Source organism: Arthrobacter sp. Cza30, assembly GCF_059090765.1.
This window is the reverse complement of sequence record NZ_JBNHGA010000006.1, coordinates 330,345-349,389: the sequence shown is the minus strand read 5'-3', so window position 1 is coordinate 349,389 and position 19,045 is coordinate 330,345. Positions and strand designations below refer to the sequence as shown.

Annotated in this window: 19 protein-coding genes and 1 tRNA gene; 11 read left to right on the top strand and 9 right to left on the bottom strand. The window is 70.0% G+C overall.

Going from position 1 to position 19,045, the window contains the following annotated elements:
- Positions 1–8: 8 nt before the first annotated feature.
- Together mshC and AC5RVZ_RS22275 are read right to left on the bottom strand one after the other, a co-directional pair.
- Positions 9–1,271, bottom strand: a complete 1,263-nt coding sequence (gene mshC, locus AC5RVZ_RS22280; protein WP_494067826.1) for a cysteine--1-D-myo-inosityl 2-amino-2-deoxy-alpha-D-glucopyranoside ligase — start codon at positions 1,269–1,271, stop codon at positions 9–11.
- Between the two features lie 110 nt (positions 1,272–1,381).
- Entirely contained in the window at positions 1,382–2,206 is an 825-nt protein-coding gene (locus AC5RVZ_RS22275) for an undecaprenyl-diphosphate phosphatase (RefSeq protein WP_494067825.1), read from the bottom strand.
- 211 nt (positions 2,207–2,417) lie between these two features.
- Here AC5RVZ_RS22275 and AC5RVZ_RS22270 point away from each other — a divergent pair, with 211 nt between their 5' ends.
- Positions 2,418–3,353, top strand: a complete 936-nt coding sequence (locus AC5RVZ_RS22270; RefSeq protein ID WP_494067824.1) for an aldo/keto reductase — start codon at positions 2,418–2,420, stop codon at positions 3,351–3,353.
- Between the two features lie 70 nt (positions 3,354–3,423).
- Here the strand turns inward: AC5RVZ_RS22270 and AC5RVZ_RS22265 are convergent, their stop codons facing one another.
- A complete protein-coding gene (locus tag AC5RVZ_RS22265) occupies positions 3,424–3,702 on the bottom strand; it encodes a hypothetical protein (RefSeq protein WP_493978463.1) in 279 nt (92 codons plus the stop codon).
- A 52-nt stretch (positions 3,703–3,754) separates the two neighbouring features.
- Between AC5RVZ_RS22265 and AC5RVZ_RS22260 the strand changes: the two genes are divergently transcribed.
- On the top strand, positions 3,755–3,988 hold the full coding sequence (locus AC5RVZ_RS22260) for a DUF5703 family protein (RefSeq protein ID WP_493999711.1): 234 nt from the start codon (positions 3,755–3,757) through the stop codon (positions 3,986–3,988).
- A gap of 27 nt (positions 3,989–4,015) precedes the next feature.
- Here AC5RVZ_RS22260 and AC5RVZ_RS22255 read toward each other — a convergent pair whose 3' ends face one another.
- Together AC5RVZ_RS22255 and AC5RVZ_RS22250 are read right to left on the bottom strand one after the other, a co-directional pair.
- Complete coding sequence (locus AC5RVZ_RS22255) at positions 4,016–5,173, bottom strand: acyl-CoA dehydrogenase family protein (protein ID WP_494067823.1); 1,158 nt, start codon at positions 5,171–5,173, stop codon at positions 4,016–4,018.
- A gap of 32 nt (positions 5,174–5,205) precedes the next feature.
- On the bottom strand, positions 5,206–6,510 hold the full coding sequence (locus tag AC5RVZ_RS22250; protein WP_494067822.1) for a M20/M25/M40 family metallo-hydrolase: 1,305 nt from the start codon (positions 6,508–6,510) through the stop codon (positions 5,206–5,208).
- A gap of 251 nt (positions 6,511–6,761) precedes the next feature.
- On the opposite strand from AC5RVZ_RS22250, the gene AC5RVZ_RS22245 reads away from it, so the two are divergent.
- Positions 6,762–6,845: transfer RNA gene (locus AC5RVZ_RS22245), tRNA-Leu, on the top strand.
- Positions 6,846–6,921: 76 nt separating this feature from the next.
- On the opposite strand, the gene AC5RVZ_RS22240 is transcribed toward AC5RVZ_RS22245, so the two are convergent.
- Both AC5RVZ_RS22240 and AC5RVZ_RS22235 read right to left on the bottom strand, forming a co-directional pair.
- Entirely contained in the window at positions 6,922–7,548 is a 627-nt protein-coding gene (locus AC5RVZ_RS22240) for a DNA alkylation repair protein (RefSeq protein WP_494067821.1), read from the bottom strand.
- 16 nt (positions 7,549–7,564) lie between these two features.
- Positions 7,565–9,418: a thiamine pyrophosphate-requiring protein gene (locus AC5RVZ_RS22235; protein ID WP_494067820.1), complete on the bottom strand. Its 1,854-nt coding sequence runs from the start codon at positions 9,416–9,418 to the stop codon at positions 7,565–7,567.
- A 115-nt stretch (positions 9,419–9,533) separates the two neighbouring features.
- Here AC5RVZ_RS22235 and AC5RVZ_RS22230 point away from each other — a divergent pair, with 115 nt between their 5' ends.
- Positions 9,534–10,085 (top strand): flavin reductase family protein, encoded by a 552-nt coding sequence (locus AC5RVZ_RS22230; protein ID WP_494067819.1) that lies wholly within the window; start codon positions 9,534–9,536, stop codon positions 10,083–10,085.
- A gap of 57 nt (positions 10,086–10,142) precedes the next feature.
- Here the strand turns inward: AC5RVZ_RS22230 and AC5RVZ_RS22225 are convergent, their stop codons facing one another.
- A complete protein-coding gene (locus AC5RVZ_RS22225) occupies positions 10,143–10,652 on the bottom strand; it encodes a hypothetical protein (RefSeq protein ID WP_494067818.1) in 510 nt (169 codons plus the stop codon).
- A 130-nt stretch (positions 10,653–10,782) separates the two neighbouring features.
- On the opposite strand from AC5RVZ_RS22225, the gene AC5RVZ_RS22220 reads away from it, so the two are divergent.
- The 5 genes from AC5RVZ_RS22220 to AC5RVZ_RS22200 all read left to right on the top strand — a co-directional run bounded on the left by AC5RVZ_RS22220 (position 10,783) and on the right by AC5RVZ_RS22200 (position 15,874).
- Entirely contained in the window at positions 10,783–11,958 is a 1,176-nt protein-coding gene (locus AC5RVZ_RS22220) for a type III polyketide synthase (protein WP_494067817.1), read from the top strand.
- Between the two features lie 17 nt (positions 11,959–11,975).
- Positions 11,976–12,701, top strand: a complete 726-nt coding sequence (locus AC5RVZ_RS22215; protein ID WP_494067816.1) for a class I SAM-dependent methyltransferase — start codon at positions 11,976–11,978, stop codon at positions 12,699–12,701.
- The gene (locus tag AC5RVZ_RS22210; protein WP_494067815.1) at positions 12,694–13,953 is read left to right on the top strand and encodes an FAD-dependent oxidoreductase; all 1,260 of its coding nucleotides are present in this window, start codon (positions 12,694–12,696) and stop codon (positions 13,951–13,953) included. The genes AC5RVZ_RS22215 and AC5RVZ_RS22210 overlap by 8 nt, the downstream gene beginning before the upstream one ends.
- A gap of 118 nt (positions 13,954–14,071) precedes the next feature.
- A complete protein-coding gene (mshA, locus tag AC5RVZ_RS22205; protein ID WP_494067814.1) occupies positions 14,072–15,304 on the top strand; it encodes a D-inositol-3-phosphate glycosyltransferase in 1,233 nt (410 codons plus the stop codon).
- Between the two features lie 57 nt (positions 15,305–15,361).
- The gene (locus AC5RVZ_RS22200) at positions 15,362–15,874 is read left to right on the top strand and encodes a GNAT family N-acetyltransferase (protein ID WP_494067813.1); all 513 of its coding nucleotides are present in this window, start codon (positions 15,362–15,364) and stop codon (positions 15,872–15,874) included.
- Here the strand turns inward: AC5RVZ_RS22200 and AC5RVZ_RS22195 are convergent.
- Positions 15,871–17,100: a kynureninase gene (locus tag AC5RVZ_RS22195; RefSeq protein ID WP_494067812.1), complete on the bottom strand. Its 1,230-nt coding sequence runs from the start codon at positions 17,098–17,100 to the stop codon at positions 15,871–15,873. The two genes, AC5RVZ_RS22200 and AC5RVZ_RS22195, sit on opposite strands and share 4 nt — an antisense overlap.
- Before the next feature lie 153 nt (positions 17,101–17,253).
- On the opposite strand from AC5RVZ_RS22195, the gene AC5RVZ_RS22190 reads away from it, so the two are divergent.
- Positions 17,254–17,697 carry a YciI family protein gene (locus AC5RVZ_RS22190; protein WP_494067811.1) on the top strand — a complete coding sequence of 148 codons (444 nt, stop codon included), beginning with the start codon at positions 17,254–17,256 and terminating at the stop codon, positions 17,695–17,697.
- Positions 17,655–19,001 carry an RNA polymerase sigma factor gene (locus AC5RVZ_RS22185; RefSeq protein ID WP_494067810.1) on the top strand — a complete coding sequence of 449 codons (1,347 nt, stop codon included), beginning with the start codon at positions 17,655–17,657 and terminating at the stop codon, positions 18,999–19,001. The genes AC5RVZ_RS22190 and AC5RVZ_RS22185 overlap by 43 nt, the downstream gene beginning before the upstream one ends.
- Positions 19,002–19,045 lie beyond the last annotated feature (44 nt).

Here is a 19,045-nt window from a genome sequence, read left to right as displayed (position 1 = left end):
TTCTTGGCTTAGAGCCGGATACCGAGGAGCGCGTCGAGCAGCGCCGCGAACTGCTCGGCGCCGTCACCGGCCTGCCCTGCGGCTTGCTGCCGGGAGTGCTCGGCGAAGCCGTCGATTTCGGCCAGGGCCGCGGGTGCGTTGAGGTCGTTCGAGAGCGCCCGGCGGATTTGCTGCGCAAGCTCGGGTACCTGCTCGGCCCGCACAGAGGGGGCCGCGCCGCGCCACGCAGAAAGCCGCGCCTGCGCCTGGCGGAGCAGGTCCTCGGTCCAGAACCAGTCGCTGCGGTAATGCTGGCCCAGCAGCACGGTGCGGATCGCTGCCGGCTCCACGCCTTCTTCGCGCAGGGCCGAGACCAGCACGAGGTTGCCCTTGGACTTGCTCATCTTTTCGCCGTCGAGGCCGACCATGCCGGCGTGCATGAAGTGCTTGGCCAGCGGCTTTCCGGTCATGGCGTAGGCGTGCCCGGCGCTCATTTCGTGATGCGGGAAGCTCAGGTCCGAGCCGCCGGCCTGGACGTCGAAGGTTTCCGGCAGGAACTTGCGCGCGATCACCGAACACTCGATGTGCCAGCCGGGGCGGCCGGGGCCGAGCGAGGCGCCCGGCCACTCGGGTTCGCCGTCGCGGGCGACGCGCCACAACAGTGCGTCCAGCGGGTGTTTCTTGCCCTGGCGCTCCGGATCGCCGCCGCGCTCGGCAAAGAGCGGCAGCATCTGGTCTTCGGTCAGCCTGGAGGTGGCGCCGTTGTGCCAGCCCGGTCCCGCAGCGGCAACGGAATCGAAGTAGACGTCGCCGTCGGGCTCGCCGCCGGTGCCCGGTACGCGGTAGGCAAGGCCGCGGGCCAGCAGATCCTCCACCACCGGAACGATCCACTCGATCGATTCCACCGCTCCGATGTACTCGCCGGGCGGGATGACGTTGAGTTCTTCCATGTCGGTGCGGAACAGCTCGGTCTGGTCCTTCGCCAGCAGCTGCCAGTCCATGCCGGTGGCCGCGGCGCGTTCCAGCAGCGGATCGTCGATGTCCGTGACATTCTGCACATAGTTGACGGTGCGCCCGGCGTCGCGCCAATAGCGGTTGAGCAGGTCGAAGGCCACGTAGGTGGCGGCATGGCCCATGTGCGTGGCGTCGTACGGGGTGATGCCGCAGACGTACAGGCTTCCCGTCGAGGACGGCTCAAGCCGTACCAGCGACCCCACGGAGGTGTCGTGGATGGTCAGTTCGTCTTTGCCGCCCGGAATTTCGGGTACGGCACGGGCATTCCAACCAAGCACTCTTGAGTTTCCTTCCGATGAGGTGCACGGACGCAGATGGCGGGCGGGCCGCCGTCGTAAATTACGCTCCTAACATTCAAGGATGCAGGAGCCGGATAAATTCCCGCGGGTCAGGCGTTGATGACTCCGGCGCCCAGCAGCACGAACAACAGCGCGCCCAGGGCGATCCGGTACCAGACGAAGAGCCGGTAGCTGCGGGTGGACACGTACTTCAAGAACCATCCGATGATCACGAAGCCGACGCCGAAGGCCACCACCGTGGCCAGCGCCGTCTCCCCCAGCCCGTACGGCCCGGGTTCGCCGAAGCTCTTGGCCAGCTGGTACAGGCCCGAGGCGAAGACCGCCGGGATCGCCAGCAGGAACGAATACCGGGCGGCGGCCTCGCGGGTGTAGCCCATCAACAGTCCGGCCGTGATGGTGCCGCCGGAGCGGGAGACGCCCGGGATCAGGGCCAGCGCCTGGGCCAGCCCGTACAGGATGCCGTGCTTGTAGGTGAGCTTGTCCAGCGTGCGCACCTGGCGGCCGATGGAGTCGGCGATGGCCAGGAACACGCCGAAGACAATCAGCATGGTGGCCACGATCCACAGGCTGCGGAAGGTGGATTCGATCTGGTCCTGGAACAGCAGCCCGAGCACGCCGATGGGGATCGAGCCGATGATGACCAGCCAGCCCATCCGGGCGTCCGGGTCGTTCCGGGGTACCTTGCCGGTGAGCGAGCCGAACCAGGCCTTAATGATGTTGACGATATCGCGCCAGAAATAGACGACGACGGCGGTCTCCGTGCCCAGCTGGGTGATGGCGGTGAAGGCGGCCCCGGGGTCGGCGGCACCGGGCAGGAGCTCTCCGACGATGCGCAAGTGGGCGCTGGACGAGATCGGGAGGAACTCGGTCAGGCCCTGGACGAGCCCCAGGATGATTGCTTCTAGCCAATTCACATCCTCGACCTTATGGCACCAAGGCGCGCGAAACGGAAACGGACACAGCCGCGGCGGCGAAGATCCGCCCACGGCATGACCCCGGGTGCCCGGCGTGGGCCGGGGCTGACGGGCCGCCCGTCCGGGAGGACGGGGCACGCGCTGCGCCGCACGCGCGTCGCTCGGCGGGCCGCTGCCGAGGGCGCGGCAGCGCAGGCCATAAGCTGGCTTTATGGAGCACAATCGCTTGGGTCACAGCGGGCTGAAGGTCCCGCAGCTGTCGCTGGGAACGATGACGTGGGGAGAGGAAACGGACGAGGAAGCCGCCGGCACCATGCTGCGCGCCTACCTGGACGCCGGCGGCACGCTCCTGGACACCGCCGCGCCGTACGCCGAAGGCCGCAGCGAGGCCATGCTCGGGGCGTTCCTGGGCGAGCTGGTTCCCCGGCAGGAGGTGCTGGTGGTCTCCAAGGCGGGCGTGACGCGCAGCGAGGGCCGGCGCGAGGTGGACACGTCCCGCGGCGCCATGCTGCGCAGCCTGGACGCCAGCCTGGCCCGGCTGGGCACGGACTACCTGGACCTGTGGCTGGTCCATCTCTGGGACGACGGCGGCGCGCCGCTGGAAGAGACCCTTTCCGCTCTCGAGCACGCGGTGTCGTCGGGCCGCGCACGCTATGTGGGAGTGTCCAACTACTCCGGCTGGCAGCTGGCCCGGGCGGCCTCGATCAGCCCGGTTCCGCTGGTCGCGGTGCAGAACGAATATTCGCTGCTGCACCGCCGGGCCGAACACGAAGTCATTCCGGCGGCGCGGGCCCTCGGGCCGGGCCTGATGGCCTGGTCGCCGCTGGGACGCGGCGTCCTGACCGGCAAGTACCGCACGGGCATTCCGGCCGATTCCCGGGCCGCCTCCGAGCAGCACGCCGGCTACGTGGAACCGTACCTGAGCGGCCGGCCGGCCCGGATCGTGGATGCGCTGGCCACGGCGGCGCGGGGCCTGGACGTCCGGCCGCTGGATCTGGCGCTGAGCTGGCTGCTGCAGCGGCCCGCCGTCGGCACGGCCGTGGTGGGTCCCCGCACCCCCGCCCAGCTGGCAGAAATCCTGAAGGCACCGTTGGACGCCCTGCCCGCGGCGATCGGCCAGGCCCTGGACGAGATTTCCACGCCGTAACCGCCCGCCCCGGGCGCGGCGGCGCCCGGCGCTTAAGCGCTTGATCGGATCCGGGCGGCCCCGGGGCGTGCTACTTTTCTTCGATCTCCAGATCGTCGTCGAACGGGTCCACCACGTCGTCGGGTTCGTCCATGCCCTCGTCGTCCGACTCGTCGTAAATGACCAGCGGCGTCACTTCGCCGTAAGCATCGTAGAGCGCGTCCTCGTAGGTTTCGAACGATTCCATAATGGACGAGAAGGCCGCTTCCACGGCAGGATCGTCATCACCCCGGCGGCTGGATGCGGCGGCCAGATGCTCCTGCAGGGCGGAAACCAGTGACTCGAGTGCGACGCGCGGATCAATGCTCATGCTGTAGACGTTAGCCGCATTGTGGAGAATAAGTGAAGAGAACAGGAGGGCAATGAGAGAACAATTTCTGGGTGCCGCCGTCACCCGCGAACGCGACTACGCCCGGCAGTACGAATACCTGGTCCTGACCGTGAACAAAGACGAATCCGTCGGCGAAGCCCGCCGCGCGCTGACCGAGCACGCCGAGTACGGCAAGTGGGATCTGGTCCGGACCCGGCTGTACCTGGGCGGCGGCCGCAAGTACTGGCTCCGCCGCAGGGTGCTCAAGGTCGAACGCACCGCCTGACCCCGGCAGGCGGTGCGTTCGCCCTCGTCAGTCTTCCAGCGGCCCCAGCCAGGCCGTTGCCACGGTGCTGTGCGCGGACTCGTCGTCCGAGGGGTGGTAGAGCCCGGCCAGCACGTCGCGGTACAGCCGCTCCAGTTCACGGCCGCGGAAGTACCCGCCGCCGCCGGAGACGCGTACGGCCTTCTCCACCACGTCCTTGGCGGTTTCGGTGGCCCTGATCTTGATGCCGGACAGTTTGGCGAACCAGAACTTGCCGTGGTCGGCCAGCGTATCCACGTCGCGGGCAATGGACGCCAGCTGCGGGTACAGCCCGTCCATGGCCAGGGCGGCGTCGGCCACCCGCCAGCGGATGTCCGGATCCTGCGCGTAGCTCTTGCCCGTTTTCAGCGAACGACGGCGGTGCACGGCTTCCACCGCGAGGTCCAGGGCCCGGGTGCCGATTCCCGCATAGACGGACGAGAGCAGGATTTCGAAGCACGAGAAGATGCCGAAGATCAACGGATCCGGGTTCGGCCCCACCGGAAGTTTCCGGAAGATCCGCTCCGGCGCGGCAACAGCGCCTTCCAGCACCGTGGTGTTGGACTGGCTGGCGCGCATGCCCAGCGTGTTCCAGTCGTCCTTGATCCGGTAGCCGGGCTTGTCCCGGTCGATGAACCCCCACACCAGCTGCGGTTCGGTGCCGGAATCGTCGCGGCCGAAGACGCCGAGCCGCGTCCAGGCGGGCGAGAGGCTGGTGAACACCTTCCTGCCGGTGAACTCGTATCCGCCGTCCCCGCGGGGTGCGGCGACGGTGCGCGAATCGAAGAGGACCTGGTCGTTGCCGGCCTCGGAGACCCCGAACCCGAAGACTTCGCCGCGGCCGGCCTCAGCCAGGACGTAGTCCATGCTGTCGTCGCCGCGGGCCTTGAGGACCCGCGCGACGCCGGTCCACACCAGGTGCATGTTGACCGCAAGCGCCGTGGCCGGCGCCGCGGTGGCCAGCCGCATCTGTGCCCTGGTTGCCTCCTCCAGCGTGTAGCCCAGGCCGCCGTCTTCCTCCGGGACGAACATTTTCAGGTAGCCCGCCTCGACGAGGTCGGCGAAGTCTTCGTGGAAGAAGCTGTTCGCTTCGTCGTAGCCTGCGGCCCGGCCCCTGATGGTCTCGAGCAGGTGGTCCGGGAGCAGTTCTTCAACACTGGCGGGCATGCCGGTGGTCCTTTCGTCGTCGTTCCAAGAGGTCAGTAGGTGGTGAGCAGGCGCTGCAGGACGCGGGTGCCGAACTTCAGCGAGTCCACCGGCACCCGTTCGTCGACGCCGTGGAACATCCCGGTGAAGTCCAGGTCGTCGGGCAACCGCAGCGGAGCGAAGCCGTAGCCGGTGATGCCCAGCCGGGCCAGCGCCTTGTTGTCCGTGCCGCCGGAGAGCGTGTACGGGAGCACCACGGCGTCCGGATCCTCATGCGCGAGCGAATCGATCATGGCGTCCACCAGGTTCCCGGCGAACGGCACCTCCAGCGACCTGTCCTGGTGCACGTAGCTGACCTGCACGTCGGGGCCGGCCAGTTCGCGGATGGTGGCCAGCACGAGCTCTTCCTGCCCGGGCAGTGTCCGGGCGTCGATCCGCGCCTCGGCCAGCCCGGGGATCACATTTTCCTTGTAGCCGGCCTTCAACACCGTCGGGTTGGACGTGTTCTGCAGGGTGGCGCCGACAAAACGGGCCAGGGTGCCCAGTTCCTTGAGCAGGATGTCCGGGTTGTCCGGGTCGAATTCGACGCCGGTCAGCTCGGTCACCCCGTCGAGGAACCGGCGGGTGGTGTCCGTCAGCTCGATCGGCCACTGGTGCGCCCCGATCCGGGCCACCGCGGCCGCCAGCGTGGTCACCGCGTTGTCCGTGTTGATCTGGGAACCGTGCCCGGCCCGGCCGGCGACCGCCAGCCGCAGCCACGCGATCCCCTTCTCCGCGGTCTGGAGCAGGTAGGCGCGGCGGCCGCCGATGGTGGCCGAGAAGCCGCCCACTTCCGAGATGGCCTCGGTTGCGCCGTCGAAAAGCTCGGGACGGTTCTCTACCGCCCATCGCGCCCCGTACGTGCCGCCGGCCTCCTCGTCGGCGAAGAACGCGAAGACGATGTCGCGGCGCGGCCGGGTGCCGCTGCGTGCCATGTGCCGCGCCACCGAGAGGATCATCGCGTCCATGTCCTTCATGTCCACGGCGCCCCGGCCCCAGATGAGCCCGTCCCGCTCCTCGCCGCTGAACGGATCCACCTGCCAGTCATCGGCTTGCGCCGGCACCACGTCCAGGTGTCCGTGCACGACCAGCGCCGGCGCCGAGGGGTCCGTGCCGGCCATCCTCGTGACGACCGACGTCCGGCCGGGCGCGGACTCGAACACGTCGGTGGCCAGTCCGGCTTCTTCCAGCAGTCCGGCCGCGTACTCGGCGGCCAGCCGCTCCCCCGGCCCCTCGTTTCCGCCGTAGTTGGAGGTGTCGATCCGGATCAGTTCCTGGCAGATCTCGGCCACTTCTTCGTGCGGGCTCGGTACAGTCATGAAGGCTCCTCGGAATCGATGTCTGTCCCCAGCCTAACGAGCGGGAGCGGCCGAGTGCAGCAGCTGTCCGCAGGCGGCGCCGCGGCGCGGTGCCACGGGGCGCGGCCGGAGCCGCGCCCCGGTGCCGGCATCGTCGAGCGCACGGAGGGCCCGATTCAACAGTTCGGGCAAAACATGTTAGAGTTTTTCTCGCTGCTTTCGACGGAATCGGTGCGCCTGACGGCCGCTGGAGAACCGGCGAAAGTCCACCTGCGCGGGTGGCGGAATGGTAGACGCGCTAGCTTGAGGTGCTAGTCCTCTTATTGAGGGTGAGGGTTCGAGTCCCTTCCTGCGCACAGAGAAAGCCCCGGACTTCCGGGGCTTTTTTGTGCCCGCAGCGCGCACAGACCGCCGGCCTCCCCGGCGGCGTGCCTAGGGAGAAGGCATCCGCCCCTGGCCGATGGCGGCCGCTTCGGCGCGCACCACGGCGACCGCCTCCTGGACGATGCCGCTGCCGTCGTCCTCCGCAGCACGTGCCCGGCGCACAAACCCGCCGGCATCACCCCGGCCGGCCCGCACCGCCCGCAAAGGGGCAAGCAGGGCGGCCCGGCGCAGCCACGGGTCCTCTTCTTCCGCCCACCGATCGAGGATCGCTTCCGCACGCGTGCGGGACTGGCCGGTCAGCCCCTGGATCAAGGGACCGACGACGTCAACGGCGAGCGGGTCAGCCAAGGCCGCAAGGCGCGCGTCGCGAAGGAAGCCTTCCAGCCGGGTGAGGTCAGAGCTTCGCAAGAGGCGTTGGTTCGACTGCAGCAGCACCACGGCGGCCAGGCGCCGCTCGAAGACCGGCCGGGACCACAGTTCGGAGCTGAGGGCCGTCACCTCGTCGTGCGAGAGCGGCCGGAACTTCCGCCCGGCGTCCCGGACCGTTCCGCGGACCGCACCGACCGACGCGCCGTAGTAGCGCAATCCTTCGCCCGCCCCATTCTGCGCCTCCGCGCGTTCCCAGGAGGCTTCCCGCCGCAACGTGAGGTCGATGAATTCTGCCGCCTCGCTCATCCATCAAGTCCTTCATTCACACGGTGTCCCGGCCGGTTCCCTCCTGTCCGGACCGATCGCTGCCGGCCTCTTCCTGTCCGGGTGCCCGATCGTTACCGGCTTCTTCCTGCTCGGTGTAGGCGCGCAGCAGGTCCTTCGCGCCGTCGGCTGCCTGTCCTTCCTGATCCAGCGTCCGCTGCATAGTCTCGGCGTTTTCCCGCCCGGCAGGGAACGGCGGGAGCAGCGGAACATCGGGATCGGTGAGCACCTCGATGAGATACGGCCGGTCGGCGGCCAGTGCCTCGTCCCACGCGGCCCCGAGCTGCTCGGGGTCCTCGACCCGCTTCCCGTGCAGTCCGAGCAGCCGTGCGTAGCCCGCGTAGTCGACATCGGGCAGGGCCTGGCTGTCGGCGAACCGCGGCTCGGCCTCCATCTCCCGTTGTTCCCAGGTTACTTCGGCGAGTTCCCGGTTGTTCAGGACACAGACCACAAAACGGGGGTCCATCCACCGCTGCCAGAGCCGGCCGACGGTAATCAGTTCGGCCAGGCCGCTCATCTGCATGGCCCCGTCTCCCGTGAGGGCAACAACCACCCGTTCCGGGGCGGCCAGCTTGGCGGCGATGCCGTACGGTATCGAACAGCCCATGCTTGCCAGGGTGCTGGAGAGGTGTGCCTGGGCGCCTTCCGGCAGCCGCAGCTGCCGGGCATACCAGTAGACGGAACTGCCGACATCGACGGCGAGCAGGCCGTCCGCCGGGAATCTTTCGTTGAGCTCAAAGGCCACCCGTTCGGGGTTGACCGGTTGCGCCGGCGTCATGGCCCGCTGCCGCGACAGCTCGCGCGACTGCCGCACCCAGCCTTCCACCTGCTCGCGCCACTGGCCGGCGGGGCGGTCCTCCAGCAGCGGCAGCAGCGCCGCCAGGGTCGTGGCGGCGTCGCCGGTGAGCGCCGCCTCGACCGGATAGCGGTTGCCGATGGCACTGGCGTCATTGTCGATCTGCACGGCGCGGGCAGCGCCCGGCGGCGGGTAGAACTCCGTCCAGGGGTCGTTGGAGCCGACGATCAGCAAGGTGTCGCAGTGTGCCAGCAGTTGGCCGCTGGCGGCGGTGCCCAGGTGACCCATGGTTCCGGCCGCGAGAGGCAGCGACTCGTCCACATAGGGCTTGCCGAGCAGGCTGGTGGCGATGCCGGCCCCGAGCTTCTCCGCCACCGCAACCACCTGCCCGCGGGCATCCCGCGCTCCCTGTCCTACCAGCAGGGCAACCCGCTGCCCGGCGTTGAGCACGGCCGCGGCCGCGCGCAGGTCGTCCGGGTCCGGGACAACGTGCGGGGCTCGCCAGATCGGCGCGGTGGTCACCACGCCATGGGAGTGCTCGAGTTCGGGGGCGGGAAGTTTCTGGATGTCGTGCGGAATGATCACCACGGCCGGGCCGCGGCCGCTCAGGGCCGCCTTGAAGGCGCGGTCCAGCACCAGCGGAACCTGCTCCGGGGTGCTCACCTGCTGCCGGAAGGTGGCCACGTCCTTGGTCAGGTTGGCCAGGTCCACTTCCTGCATGTACCCGGAGCCGAGCGCGGTGCGCGACTGCTGCCCGACGATGGCCACTACCGGGACGCTGTCGAGTTTGGCGTCGTACAGGCCGTTGAGCAGGTGTATGGCGCCGGGACCCTGGGTGGCCGTGACCACCCCCACCCCGCCCGTGTACTTGGCGTGCCCCACCGCCATGAAGGCGGCATTTTCCTCGTGCCGGGCCTGGACGAACTCGACCGTCCCCGCGCGCCGCAGCGCGCCCATGAACGTGTTGATGCCGTCGCCGCTGTAGCCGAAGATCCGCGACACCTGCCACGCGCGAAGCCGATCGACAATAAGGTCTGCAACGAGCCGCTGGGCCATATCCACTCCACTCGTAATCCTCAGGGTGCTTACTGTCTATCATCCCTATCATCCGGTGCCGTCGTTTTAAACCCTTCCCGGAGCCGCGCCGCGGCCGGCATGCAAAGATGGCGGCATGGAACTGGACGGAGAACTGGCGGCCCATCCCGTCCGGCTGGGCGCCGCGGACCAGCGGGACATCGACCTGTACCGCACGCTCAGCGCCGACATTGCCGCCGGCGTCGCTGTGGTGTCGACGCGGTGGCGGAACCGGGACTACGCGGCGACCGTCAGCGGTTATCTCTCGGTGTCCTACGATCCGCCCACCATGCTGGTCAGCCTCTTCGAGGAGTCGAGGATTTGCGACGCCGTGGCCGAGTCGGGGACCTGGGCCTTGAGCCTGCTGGCGTCGCAGCACCAGGGCACGGCGAACTGGCTGGCGAGCCCGGGCAATCCGGTGGAAGGCCTGCTCAACCAGGTGCCGTACCGGCGCGGCCCGGCCACCGGTGCCGCAGTGATCGGCGGAGCCCCCGCGTGGTTCGAGCTGAGGACGACGGCGGCGCATCCGGCGGCCACCCACCTGCTGATCGTCGGCGAGGTGGTGGCCATGGGCCGGGACGCCGCCGGTTCGGAAAGCGCCGATCCGCTCATCCACTTCGGCTCCTCCTACCGGCGCCTGGGCCGGTAGCAGCGCCGCACCACGGCCCCGGAGCGCGCGATGCCGGAGCCTGTGGGCCGGAGTTGGTCAGGGCAGCGCCGGCGGCCCGGAGTAGGCGCCTTCCCAGACCGCCCGCGTTCCGGATTCGCCGGTCAGCACCACCGCCACCGTGGCGCCCGCACACACGGCCAGCACGGCGACGGCGACCACCGCCGCCGCGATGACACGGTATCCGGCGCCAAGCCTGCGCCGGGAGGAGGCGTCCGCCGTCGTTCCGTAGCGGAACCACAGCCACAGCCCCAGCGCCGCGGCGAAAAGGCCGGCGACCCACGGCAGCAGCATGTCGCCCAACCGCATGTGTTCGACGGCCAGAGGCGTCTGGTCGATCCTGAGGAACAACCAGTGGCCGGCCTGTTGGGTGACCGGCACCAGCACCAGGGCCAGCAGGGCGATCAGGGGGGTGGCAATCCCCAGGCGCCGCCTCGCCGCCGGCCAGAGCAGGGTGAGCGCAACGCACAGCGCCGCCAACGGAACGAACACCACGGTGGCGTGGACCAGGAGCACGTGCAGCGGCAGGGAATTGATTTCGTACTCCACCGGATCCGCTCCTTGTGTCCCAGACCTGGCCCATCAACCGGTAAGACGCCCGCGTAATACGTAGCGGTTCAGCCGGGAGCCCGGCGGCCGGTCCATTGTCTTACCCGGCTGCCTGCTCTATGAATGGACTATGACGGCCACGCTGAGAGCCCTGGAAACCGCTGTTCCGGATACCATCCTGATCCAGTCGGAGGCGCGGGACGTGTTCTCCACGCAACCGGGCTTGACGCGCCTGGGACAACGCCTGGTGACCACATCGTTCGACCAGTCCGGCATCGACACCCGGTACACCGCCGTCGAGGAACTCACGACGGCCAAGCGGGCGGACAACCCGGTGTTCTTCGACGCCGAATCCCGACAGATCCTCTCTCCCAGCACGAAGGTGCGGAACGACATTTTCGCGAACAAGGCTACCCCGCTGTTCATTGAGGCGGCCGGCAAGGCGCTTGCCTCCTGCGAGGGGATCGGCCCGGCGGACATCACGCACCTCATCACCGTCTCCTGCACCGGGTTCTTCAACCCGGGCCCCGACTACAAGATCGTGCGTGCGCTGGGGCTCAATCCCGCCGTCCAGCGCTACCATCTCGGCTTCATGGGGTGCTACGCGGCGTTCCCGGCCCTGCGGGCGGCCAAATCGTTCTGCGACGCCGATCCGCAGGCGGTGGTGATGGTCGTATCGGCCGAACTCTGCACGCTGCACGTGCGCACGTCCAACGACCCGGACACCATCGTGGGCTCCTCCCTGTTCGCGGACGGCGCGGCGGCGGCGGTCATCACCGCGCGCGGCCTGGACGAGACCGGACCGGCCATCCGGCTGGACCACTTCGAAACCGTCCTCACCCCCGTCGGCGAGGAATCCATGGCCTGGAACATCGGCGACGAGGGCTTCGAAATGGTCCTGGGGACCTACGTTCCGCACATCATCGACGAACACATCGTCGGTGCGCTGGAGCCGCTGCTGGCCCGTGAACCGGACCTGGCGGCAAGACCGTACCGCGACATTGAGCACTGGGCGATCCATCCGGGCGGCCGCAGCATCCTGGACAAGGTCGAGGCCAAACTGGAGCTGACCGGGGAACAGCTCGTGCCGGCCCGGGAAACGCTGCGGCGGTACGGGAACATGTCCAGCGCCACCGTGATGTTTGTGCTCAAGCACATCCTGGAGCAACCGGCGGGGTCCGGGGAGGAGCGGATCTGCTCGATGGCCTTCGGCCCTGGCCTGACGGTGGAAACCGGCCTGTTCACCAAGACCGTGCCCGCCGCCACCCGCCGGGCCAGCCAGGTTTCCGCGGCAGCGGCGGTGTAGGGCGGGAACGGACCGCCGTGGCCGCCCGCCCACCGGATCGCAAGGCGTCGACGTTCCTGGCCCTCCGCGCCACGGACACCGTGGAGGAAATGGACAAGCCGGACTGCGACCCCGTGATGCTTCGGCGCACCTACGCCCAGTTTCCGCTGATCAACCGGGCGGTGTCGGGTTGGCACGGCATCTACCGGCGCCTGCTCCGCCCGCGCCTGGCCGGCCTCGAGGCCCCCACCCTGCTCGATATCGGCTCCGGCGGCGGCGACGTTCCCCGGCTGCTCGCCCGCCTGGCCGCCCGGGACGGCCTCGACCTGCGGGTCACGGCCATCGATCCCGATCCGCGCGCCCATGCCTTCGCCGTGTCCCGACCGCAATTGCCCGGCCTGGAATTCCGGCAGGCCTTCAGCTCGGAATTGGTTGCCGAAAGACGCAGCTTCGACGCCGTGGTGTCCAACCACTTGCTCCACCACCTGACCGCCCCCGAGCTGGCCGGGTTGCTGGCCGACTCGCAGCGGTTGTCCCGCGCCCTCGCAGTACACAGCGACATCATCCGCAGCCGCACGGCGTATGTGCTGTTCGCCGCCGGGACGCTGCCGTTTTTCCACCGCTCCTTCATCCGCCGGGACGGCCTGACCTCCATCCGCCGCAGCTACACCCCGGACGAGCTGCGCGCCGCCGTCCCGCCCGGCTGGCGGGTGCTGCCTGATTCACGCTTCCGGCAGCTATTGATCCATGAGACCAATGCCTGAGGCAGCGCTCCCCCGGAGCCGGCCCGACGAGGCGCTTGGCGACCGCGTGCTCGATGTCGCGGTGGTCGGCGGCGGCCCGGTGGGACTGTTAATGGGCATCCTGCTGGCCCGGCGCGGAGTGGACGTGGCGGTCCTGGAGCGGCGCCGGGCACGCAGCATCCACTCCCGGGCGATCGGGATCCATCCGCCGGCCTTGGCCGTGCTCGACGACGCCGGCGTGGGCCCGGAGCTGGTGGCGGCCGGCGTCCGCATCCGCCGGGGGGTGGCCCGCAGCCGCGGCCGGGACGTCGCGTCGCTGTCGTTTGATGCCATTCCCGACGCGCATCCCTATGTGCTGGCCGTGCCGCAGGTCATCACCGAACGGCTGCTGGAAGAACGGCTGGAGGCGCTGCGTCCCGGGACGCTGCGCCGCGCGGTGGCGGTGCAGGGGGCGCACGACGACGGCGCGACGGTGACGTTGTCCTGTCGCCACGGCGCGGGACCGGAACAGGCGGCGGGCACGGGCTGGGCTCCCGTACCGGACACCGCACCGCGGCCGTCCGCCGCTGCTGCTGCGGAGACGGTGCGGGCCAGGCTGGTGGTGGCGGCCGACGGCGCCTATTCCGCCCTGCGCCACCAACTCGGCGTCGGGGTGCGGACGCGCGTGTATCCGGACGCCTACATGATGGGAGATTTCGCCGACACGACGGGCGACGGCAGCACCGCCGTGCTCTTTTTAGAGGCGGGCGGGATCGTCGAATCCTTTCCGCTCCCCGGTGGTGCCCGGCGCTGGGTGGCCAGGATGCCCGGCGTGGTCAGCCACCCGACGCCGGATGGCCTCGCCTCCCTGGTCGCGCGGCGCACGGGCGACGGCCCGGACCCCGGCAGCTGCACCATGCTCAGCGCCTTCTCCGTCAGCTCCCGGATGCCACGGCGGCTGATAGCCGGGCGCGTCGCGCTGGTCGGCGACGCGGCACACCAGGTGAGTCCGATCGGCGGGCAGGGCATGAACCTCGGCTGGCTGGACGCGGCTGCCTTGGCTCCGATCGTGGCCGCGGCCCTGGCGGGCGAACCCACGGGCAGGGCGCTGCGACGATACGAGGCGGACCGGCGGCGGGCGGCCAACACCGCCATCTGGCAGGCGCACCTGAACATGGCCCTGGGCAGGCCGTTGCCGCCGCCGGTGCTCGCGGCACGCAACCGCCTGTTCAGCACGCTCAGCCGCTTCCCCAGAGTGCAGGACACGGTGGCCAGCCGCTTCACCATGCACTGATCCGTCATCAAGCGGCTGGGGCTTACCCGTGCGGCTAAAGTGGCTGCTAGACAAATTCGGCGGCACGTCGATTTTCCCGAGCCGGAGACGTCCCGGCTGACACGGTCTGGAGGTGGGCATGGTCGGCGCGGAGCGCATCGCCGTGCTGTCGCTGCATACCTCGCCGCTGGCCCTCCCCGGCGGGGGCGACGCCGGCGGCATGAACGTCTACGTGCGCGCCCTGGCGCGGGAACAGGCGGCGCTGGGCACCGCCGTCGACGTTTTCACCCGCTCCCTGCACGACGGGCAGGAACCGGTGGAACATCCCCGCGCGGGCGTCCGCGTGATCCACCTGGACGGGGCCCCCGCCGACGCGGTAACCAAGGAAGACCTGCCGCAGAGGCTGGCCGCGCTGGAGGCTTCGCTGCGGCAGTTCACGCAGCGGGACGGGGCACGGTACGACGTGCTGCACTCGCACTACTGGCTCTCTGGTGCCGTGGGGCTGCGGCTGCAGCACGACTGGCACATTCCGCTGGTGCACTCGATGCACACGATGGGACTGGTCAAAAACCGGCACCTGCAGCCCGGCGAACCGCCGGAGCCGGCCTCCCGGATCGACGGCGAACAAGCCATAGCGTCCGGATCCGGCCGGCTGATCGCCAATACCCTGACCGAGGCGGCCGAGTTGGTCGACCTCTACGGCGCGGACGAGGGGACGGTGGACGTGATCCCGCCCGGCGTGGACCTGCACACCTTCCGCCCCGACGGCCGCCGCGCAGACCGGGAGGCCGCGGGCATCGGCGCGGATACCTTCCACCTGGTGTTTGCCGGCCGCATCCAGGTGCTGAAAGGGCCGCAGGTCCTGCTGGCCGCCGCGGCGGAACTGCGCCGCCAGCGGCCCGACATCCGGCTGCACGTGTCCATCATCGGCGAGATCAGCGGGTCCGCCGGGCTTGACCTGCCGGCGCTGGCCGGGAAGCTGGGGCTGGCGGACACGGTGACGCTCTCGCCCCCCGTGGAGCCGCGCGCCTTGGCGGCCACCTTCCGCAGCGCCGACGTGGTGGCGGTACCGTCCTTCAGCGAATCCTTCGGCTTGGTCGCCCTGGAAGCGCAGGCGTGCGGCACGCCCGTCGTTGCCACCAACGTGGGCGGGCTGCCGGTGGCGGTCAGCCACGGGCTCACCGGGCTGCTGGTGGACGGGCACGACCCGGCCCGCTGGGCCGGGGCCCTCCGCGAGCTCCACGACTATCCGGAGTTCCGCCGGCGGCTGGGCGCCAATGCGGCGGTGCACGCCTCGTCCTTCGGCTGGGAGCAGACCGCCGCGCTGACGGCGCACAGCTATCAGCTGGCGGTCGACCACTTCCGCCGCTGAACCTGCGGCGCCGGCATTGACATGGGATCCGGCCTGCGGCACGGCTAGGATTCATGGGTGCCAACCCCCGATTTCCGCATCCGCCGCGCCACCCGAGACGACATCCCCGCCACGCTCGACATGAAGCTCGCCGCCTGGCGGGAAACCTACGCGTCCCAGCGGCCGGAGAGCTTCTTCGCCGCCGAAGCGGCCCGGCGGGAGCAGCAGATCGACTGGTGGTCCCGCGGGCTGTCCGCGGGTGCGGAGCTGTGGGTCGCCGAAGATCCCGCCGGACGGATCATCGGCTGCTCGGGCGGCGGCCCCGTGCAGGACGACGACGCCGACGCCGGCGTGCCGCACGAACTGCAGATGCTCTACGTGCTGGCGGAGGCCTACGGGACCGGGCTCGGGCGGCAGCTGCTGGAGACGGCGATCGGCGGCGGGCCGGCGCTGCTCTGGGTCCTCGAGGACAACCCGCGCGCCCAGGCGTTCTACCGCAAGCACGGATTCAGCCCGGACGGACGCCGCGAGCCGCTGACCGGCCTGTGGGAGGGGCTGCACGAGATCCGGATGGTCCGGCGGGGCGGCTAAACCCGTTCGAGCTCGGCGCGAATGGCGGCGATGCCGCGCCACACCTCCTGGAAGCTGGTGGACAGCGGCGAGAGCCCCAGCCGGAGGCCGTCGGGCTCGCGGAAGTCCGGTATCACGCCCTGCTCCCAGAGCCTGCCGGTAATCTGCTTGAAGTCCGGGTGGTCGATGGTGACGTGGCCGCCCCGTTCGGCCGGATCAAGCGGCGAAGCGATGGCGACGCCGAAACCGGCCAACGCCTCCTGCACGGCTTCGACGGCAAACCCGGTCAGGGCGATCGACTTTTCCCGGACCGCCGCCAGCCCGGCCTCGTCGATGAGGGCGACCATGTCCTGGAGGGCGGTCATGCCGATGATCGGCGGAGTTCCGGACGTGAACCGGCGGATCCCGCCGGCCGGCTGGTACCCCTGACCCATCTCGAAGGGTTTGGCGCTGCCCAGCCAGCCTTGGATCGGCTGGCTCAGGTGCTGGTGCTCGGTCCGCACGTAGGCCCAGGCCGGGGCGCCCGGCCCGCCGTTGAGGTACTTGTAGCTGCAGCCGGCGGCCAGGTCGACGCCCCAGGCGTCCAGTTCGACGGGCAGCACCCCGGCGGAATGGCACAGGTCCCACAAAACCAGGGCACCGGCGTCGTGCGCGGCGGCAGTGATGGCCGGAATGTCCGCAACATAGCCGGAGCGGTAGGCCACGTGGCTGAGCAGCACGAGCGCGGTGTCGGGGCCCACGGCGGCCCGGACCGCTTCTGCCGTCACTCCCCCGGCGTGCGGGGGCTCGAGCCAGTCCAGCTCCAGGCCGCACTCGGCGGCGATGCCTTCCACGATGAAGCGGTCGGACGGAAAATTGTCCCGGTCCACCAGGACGCGCCGGCGCCCCGGGCGCGCGTCGATCGCGGCGCGAGCCAGCTTGTACAGCAGCACCGTGGTGGAGTCGGCCACCACGCATTGGCCCGGCGCGGCTCCCAGCACGACCCGGCCCAGCTCGTCGCCGATCCGCTCCGGCAGCTGGAGCCAGACCTCGTCCCAGGCCCGGATCAGCCGGCCGCCCCACTGCTGCGCCATGACGTCCCGGACGCGCTCGATGCTGGCGGCCAGCGGCCGGCCCAGCGAATTGCCGTCGAGGTAGGCCACGACGGTGTCGTCGTCGTGGCCCGCGAACCGGGTCCGGTATCCGGCCAGCGGGTCTGCGGCGTCAAGCATCCGGGCGCGGTCACGCAACTGATCGTCGTTGGTCATACGGCAAGCATAGATGCGGCCGCCACGGGGCCGCCGAACCGCGGCGCGAAGATTCCGAAAAAAATCTCCCGGGACTGTCGATATCCACGGCCCCCGTTCGACGGCATAGTAGAAGGCGCATGCCCGCGTCCTCGTTCCGAGAAGGAGAGAGCCATGAAGTACATGTTCATCATGCGGTCCACGGATGAAGCCCTTGAGGCGTCCAAATCCATGCCGTTCGAAGAAATGATCAACAAGATGGGCGCCTACAACGAGGCGATGATCAACGCCGGCGTCATGCTGGCGGGAGAAGGCCTGGCTGATCTTTCCGACGGCAGCGGATTCGTCGTGGACTTCTCGGAGGAACCGCCGATGGTGACCGACGGCCCGTACGGCGAAACGCACGAACTGTTCAACGGTTTCTGGATCGTCCAGGTGGCGTCCAAGGAGGAAGCCGCGGAGTGGGCCAGCCGCTGCCCGCTGGGACCGGGCTCAAAGCTGGAGGTCCGCCGCGTGACCGAGGCCGCCGACTTCGCGGACTTTGCGGACAACGAGTACATCCGGAAGGAAGAAGGATGGCGCGAGGAAGAGGCGAGGCTCCGCTCGGAGAACGCCTGACCACCGGAGCCGGGGCCCGGGAGCCCGGGGTGAGCGGAGCCGGGGCCCGGGAGCCCGGGGCGGCGGGGGCCGAGGCCCCGGCGGCGATCCGGCGCCGGATCGATGCGTTGTGGCGGATCGAGGGCGCCCGGATTGTCGCCGCCCTGGCCCGTACCACCGGGGATGTCGGTTTCGCCGAGGACGTCGCGCAGGAAGCCGTGGCCGATGCGCTGGTCCAGTGGCCGCACACCGGGATCCCCCGCAACCCGGCGGCGTGGCTGACCACCGTGGCCAGGCGCCGGGCCATTGACGCCTGGCGGCGGGCCGAACGCCTGGAGGACCGTTACCAGGTGCTGGCCCGCGGGCGGCGCGACGAGGAAGACCTGGCCTGGGACCCCGTACCCGACGACGTGCTCCGGCTCGTCTTCACCGCCTGCCACCCGGTGCTCTCGCGGGAAGCGCAGGTATGCCTGACGCTGCGGGTGGTCGCCGGCCTGTCCGCCGAGGAGATCGGCCGGCTCTTCATGATTCCGGTCGCCACGGTGCAGCAGCGCATCGTCCGGGCCAAGAAGACCCTGGCCGCGGCGAAGGTGCCCTTCGAAGTCCCCGAACCGAACGACTGGGGCCCGCGGCTGGGCGCCGTCCTGCGCGTGGTCTACCTCCTGTTCACGGAAGGGTACGCGGCGACCTCTGGGAACCGTTGGATCCGGTCCGACCTGGCCGGCGAAGCCCTGCGGATCGGACGCGTCCTGGTGTCACTGGTGCCCCGGGAGCCCGAAGCGCACGCACTGGTGGCCCTGATGGAGTTCCAGGCGTCGCGTTTCGGCGCCCGCACCCGGCCCGACGGCAGCCCGGTCCTGCTCGCCGACCAGGACCGGACGCGTTGGGACCGTGCCCAGATTGAACGCGGCCGCGCGGCTCTGGCCAGGGCCGACGCGCTGGGCCGCGGCCGGGGCAGCTACGCCCTGCAGGCAGCCATCGCCGAATGCCATGCGGCCGCCCCCAGCGTCGCCGGCACCGACTGGGCGCAGATCGTGCTGCTCTACGAAGCGCTTGGCCGGGTGGCGCCGAGCCCGGTGGTGGAGCTCAACCGTGCTGTGGCCGTGTCCATGGCCACCGGCCCCACCACCGCCCTGGCCATTGTGGACCGGCTGGCCTCGGAGGGCGCCCTGAGCGGCTCCCACCTGCTCCCCAGCGTCCGCGGCGAGCTGCTGGCCCGGCTCGGCCGGGCGGAGGAGGCCCGCTCCGAGTTCGCCGCCGCCGCCGCCCTGGCGAAGAATGAGCGCGAACGGGAGGTCCTCGAACGCCGGGCCGCTTCCGGCTGACCCGGTCCGGCACCGGTCAGGGCTGAGGCGGTGCCCGCCGGCTT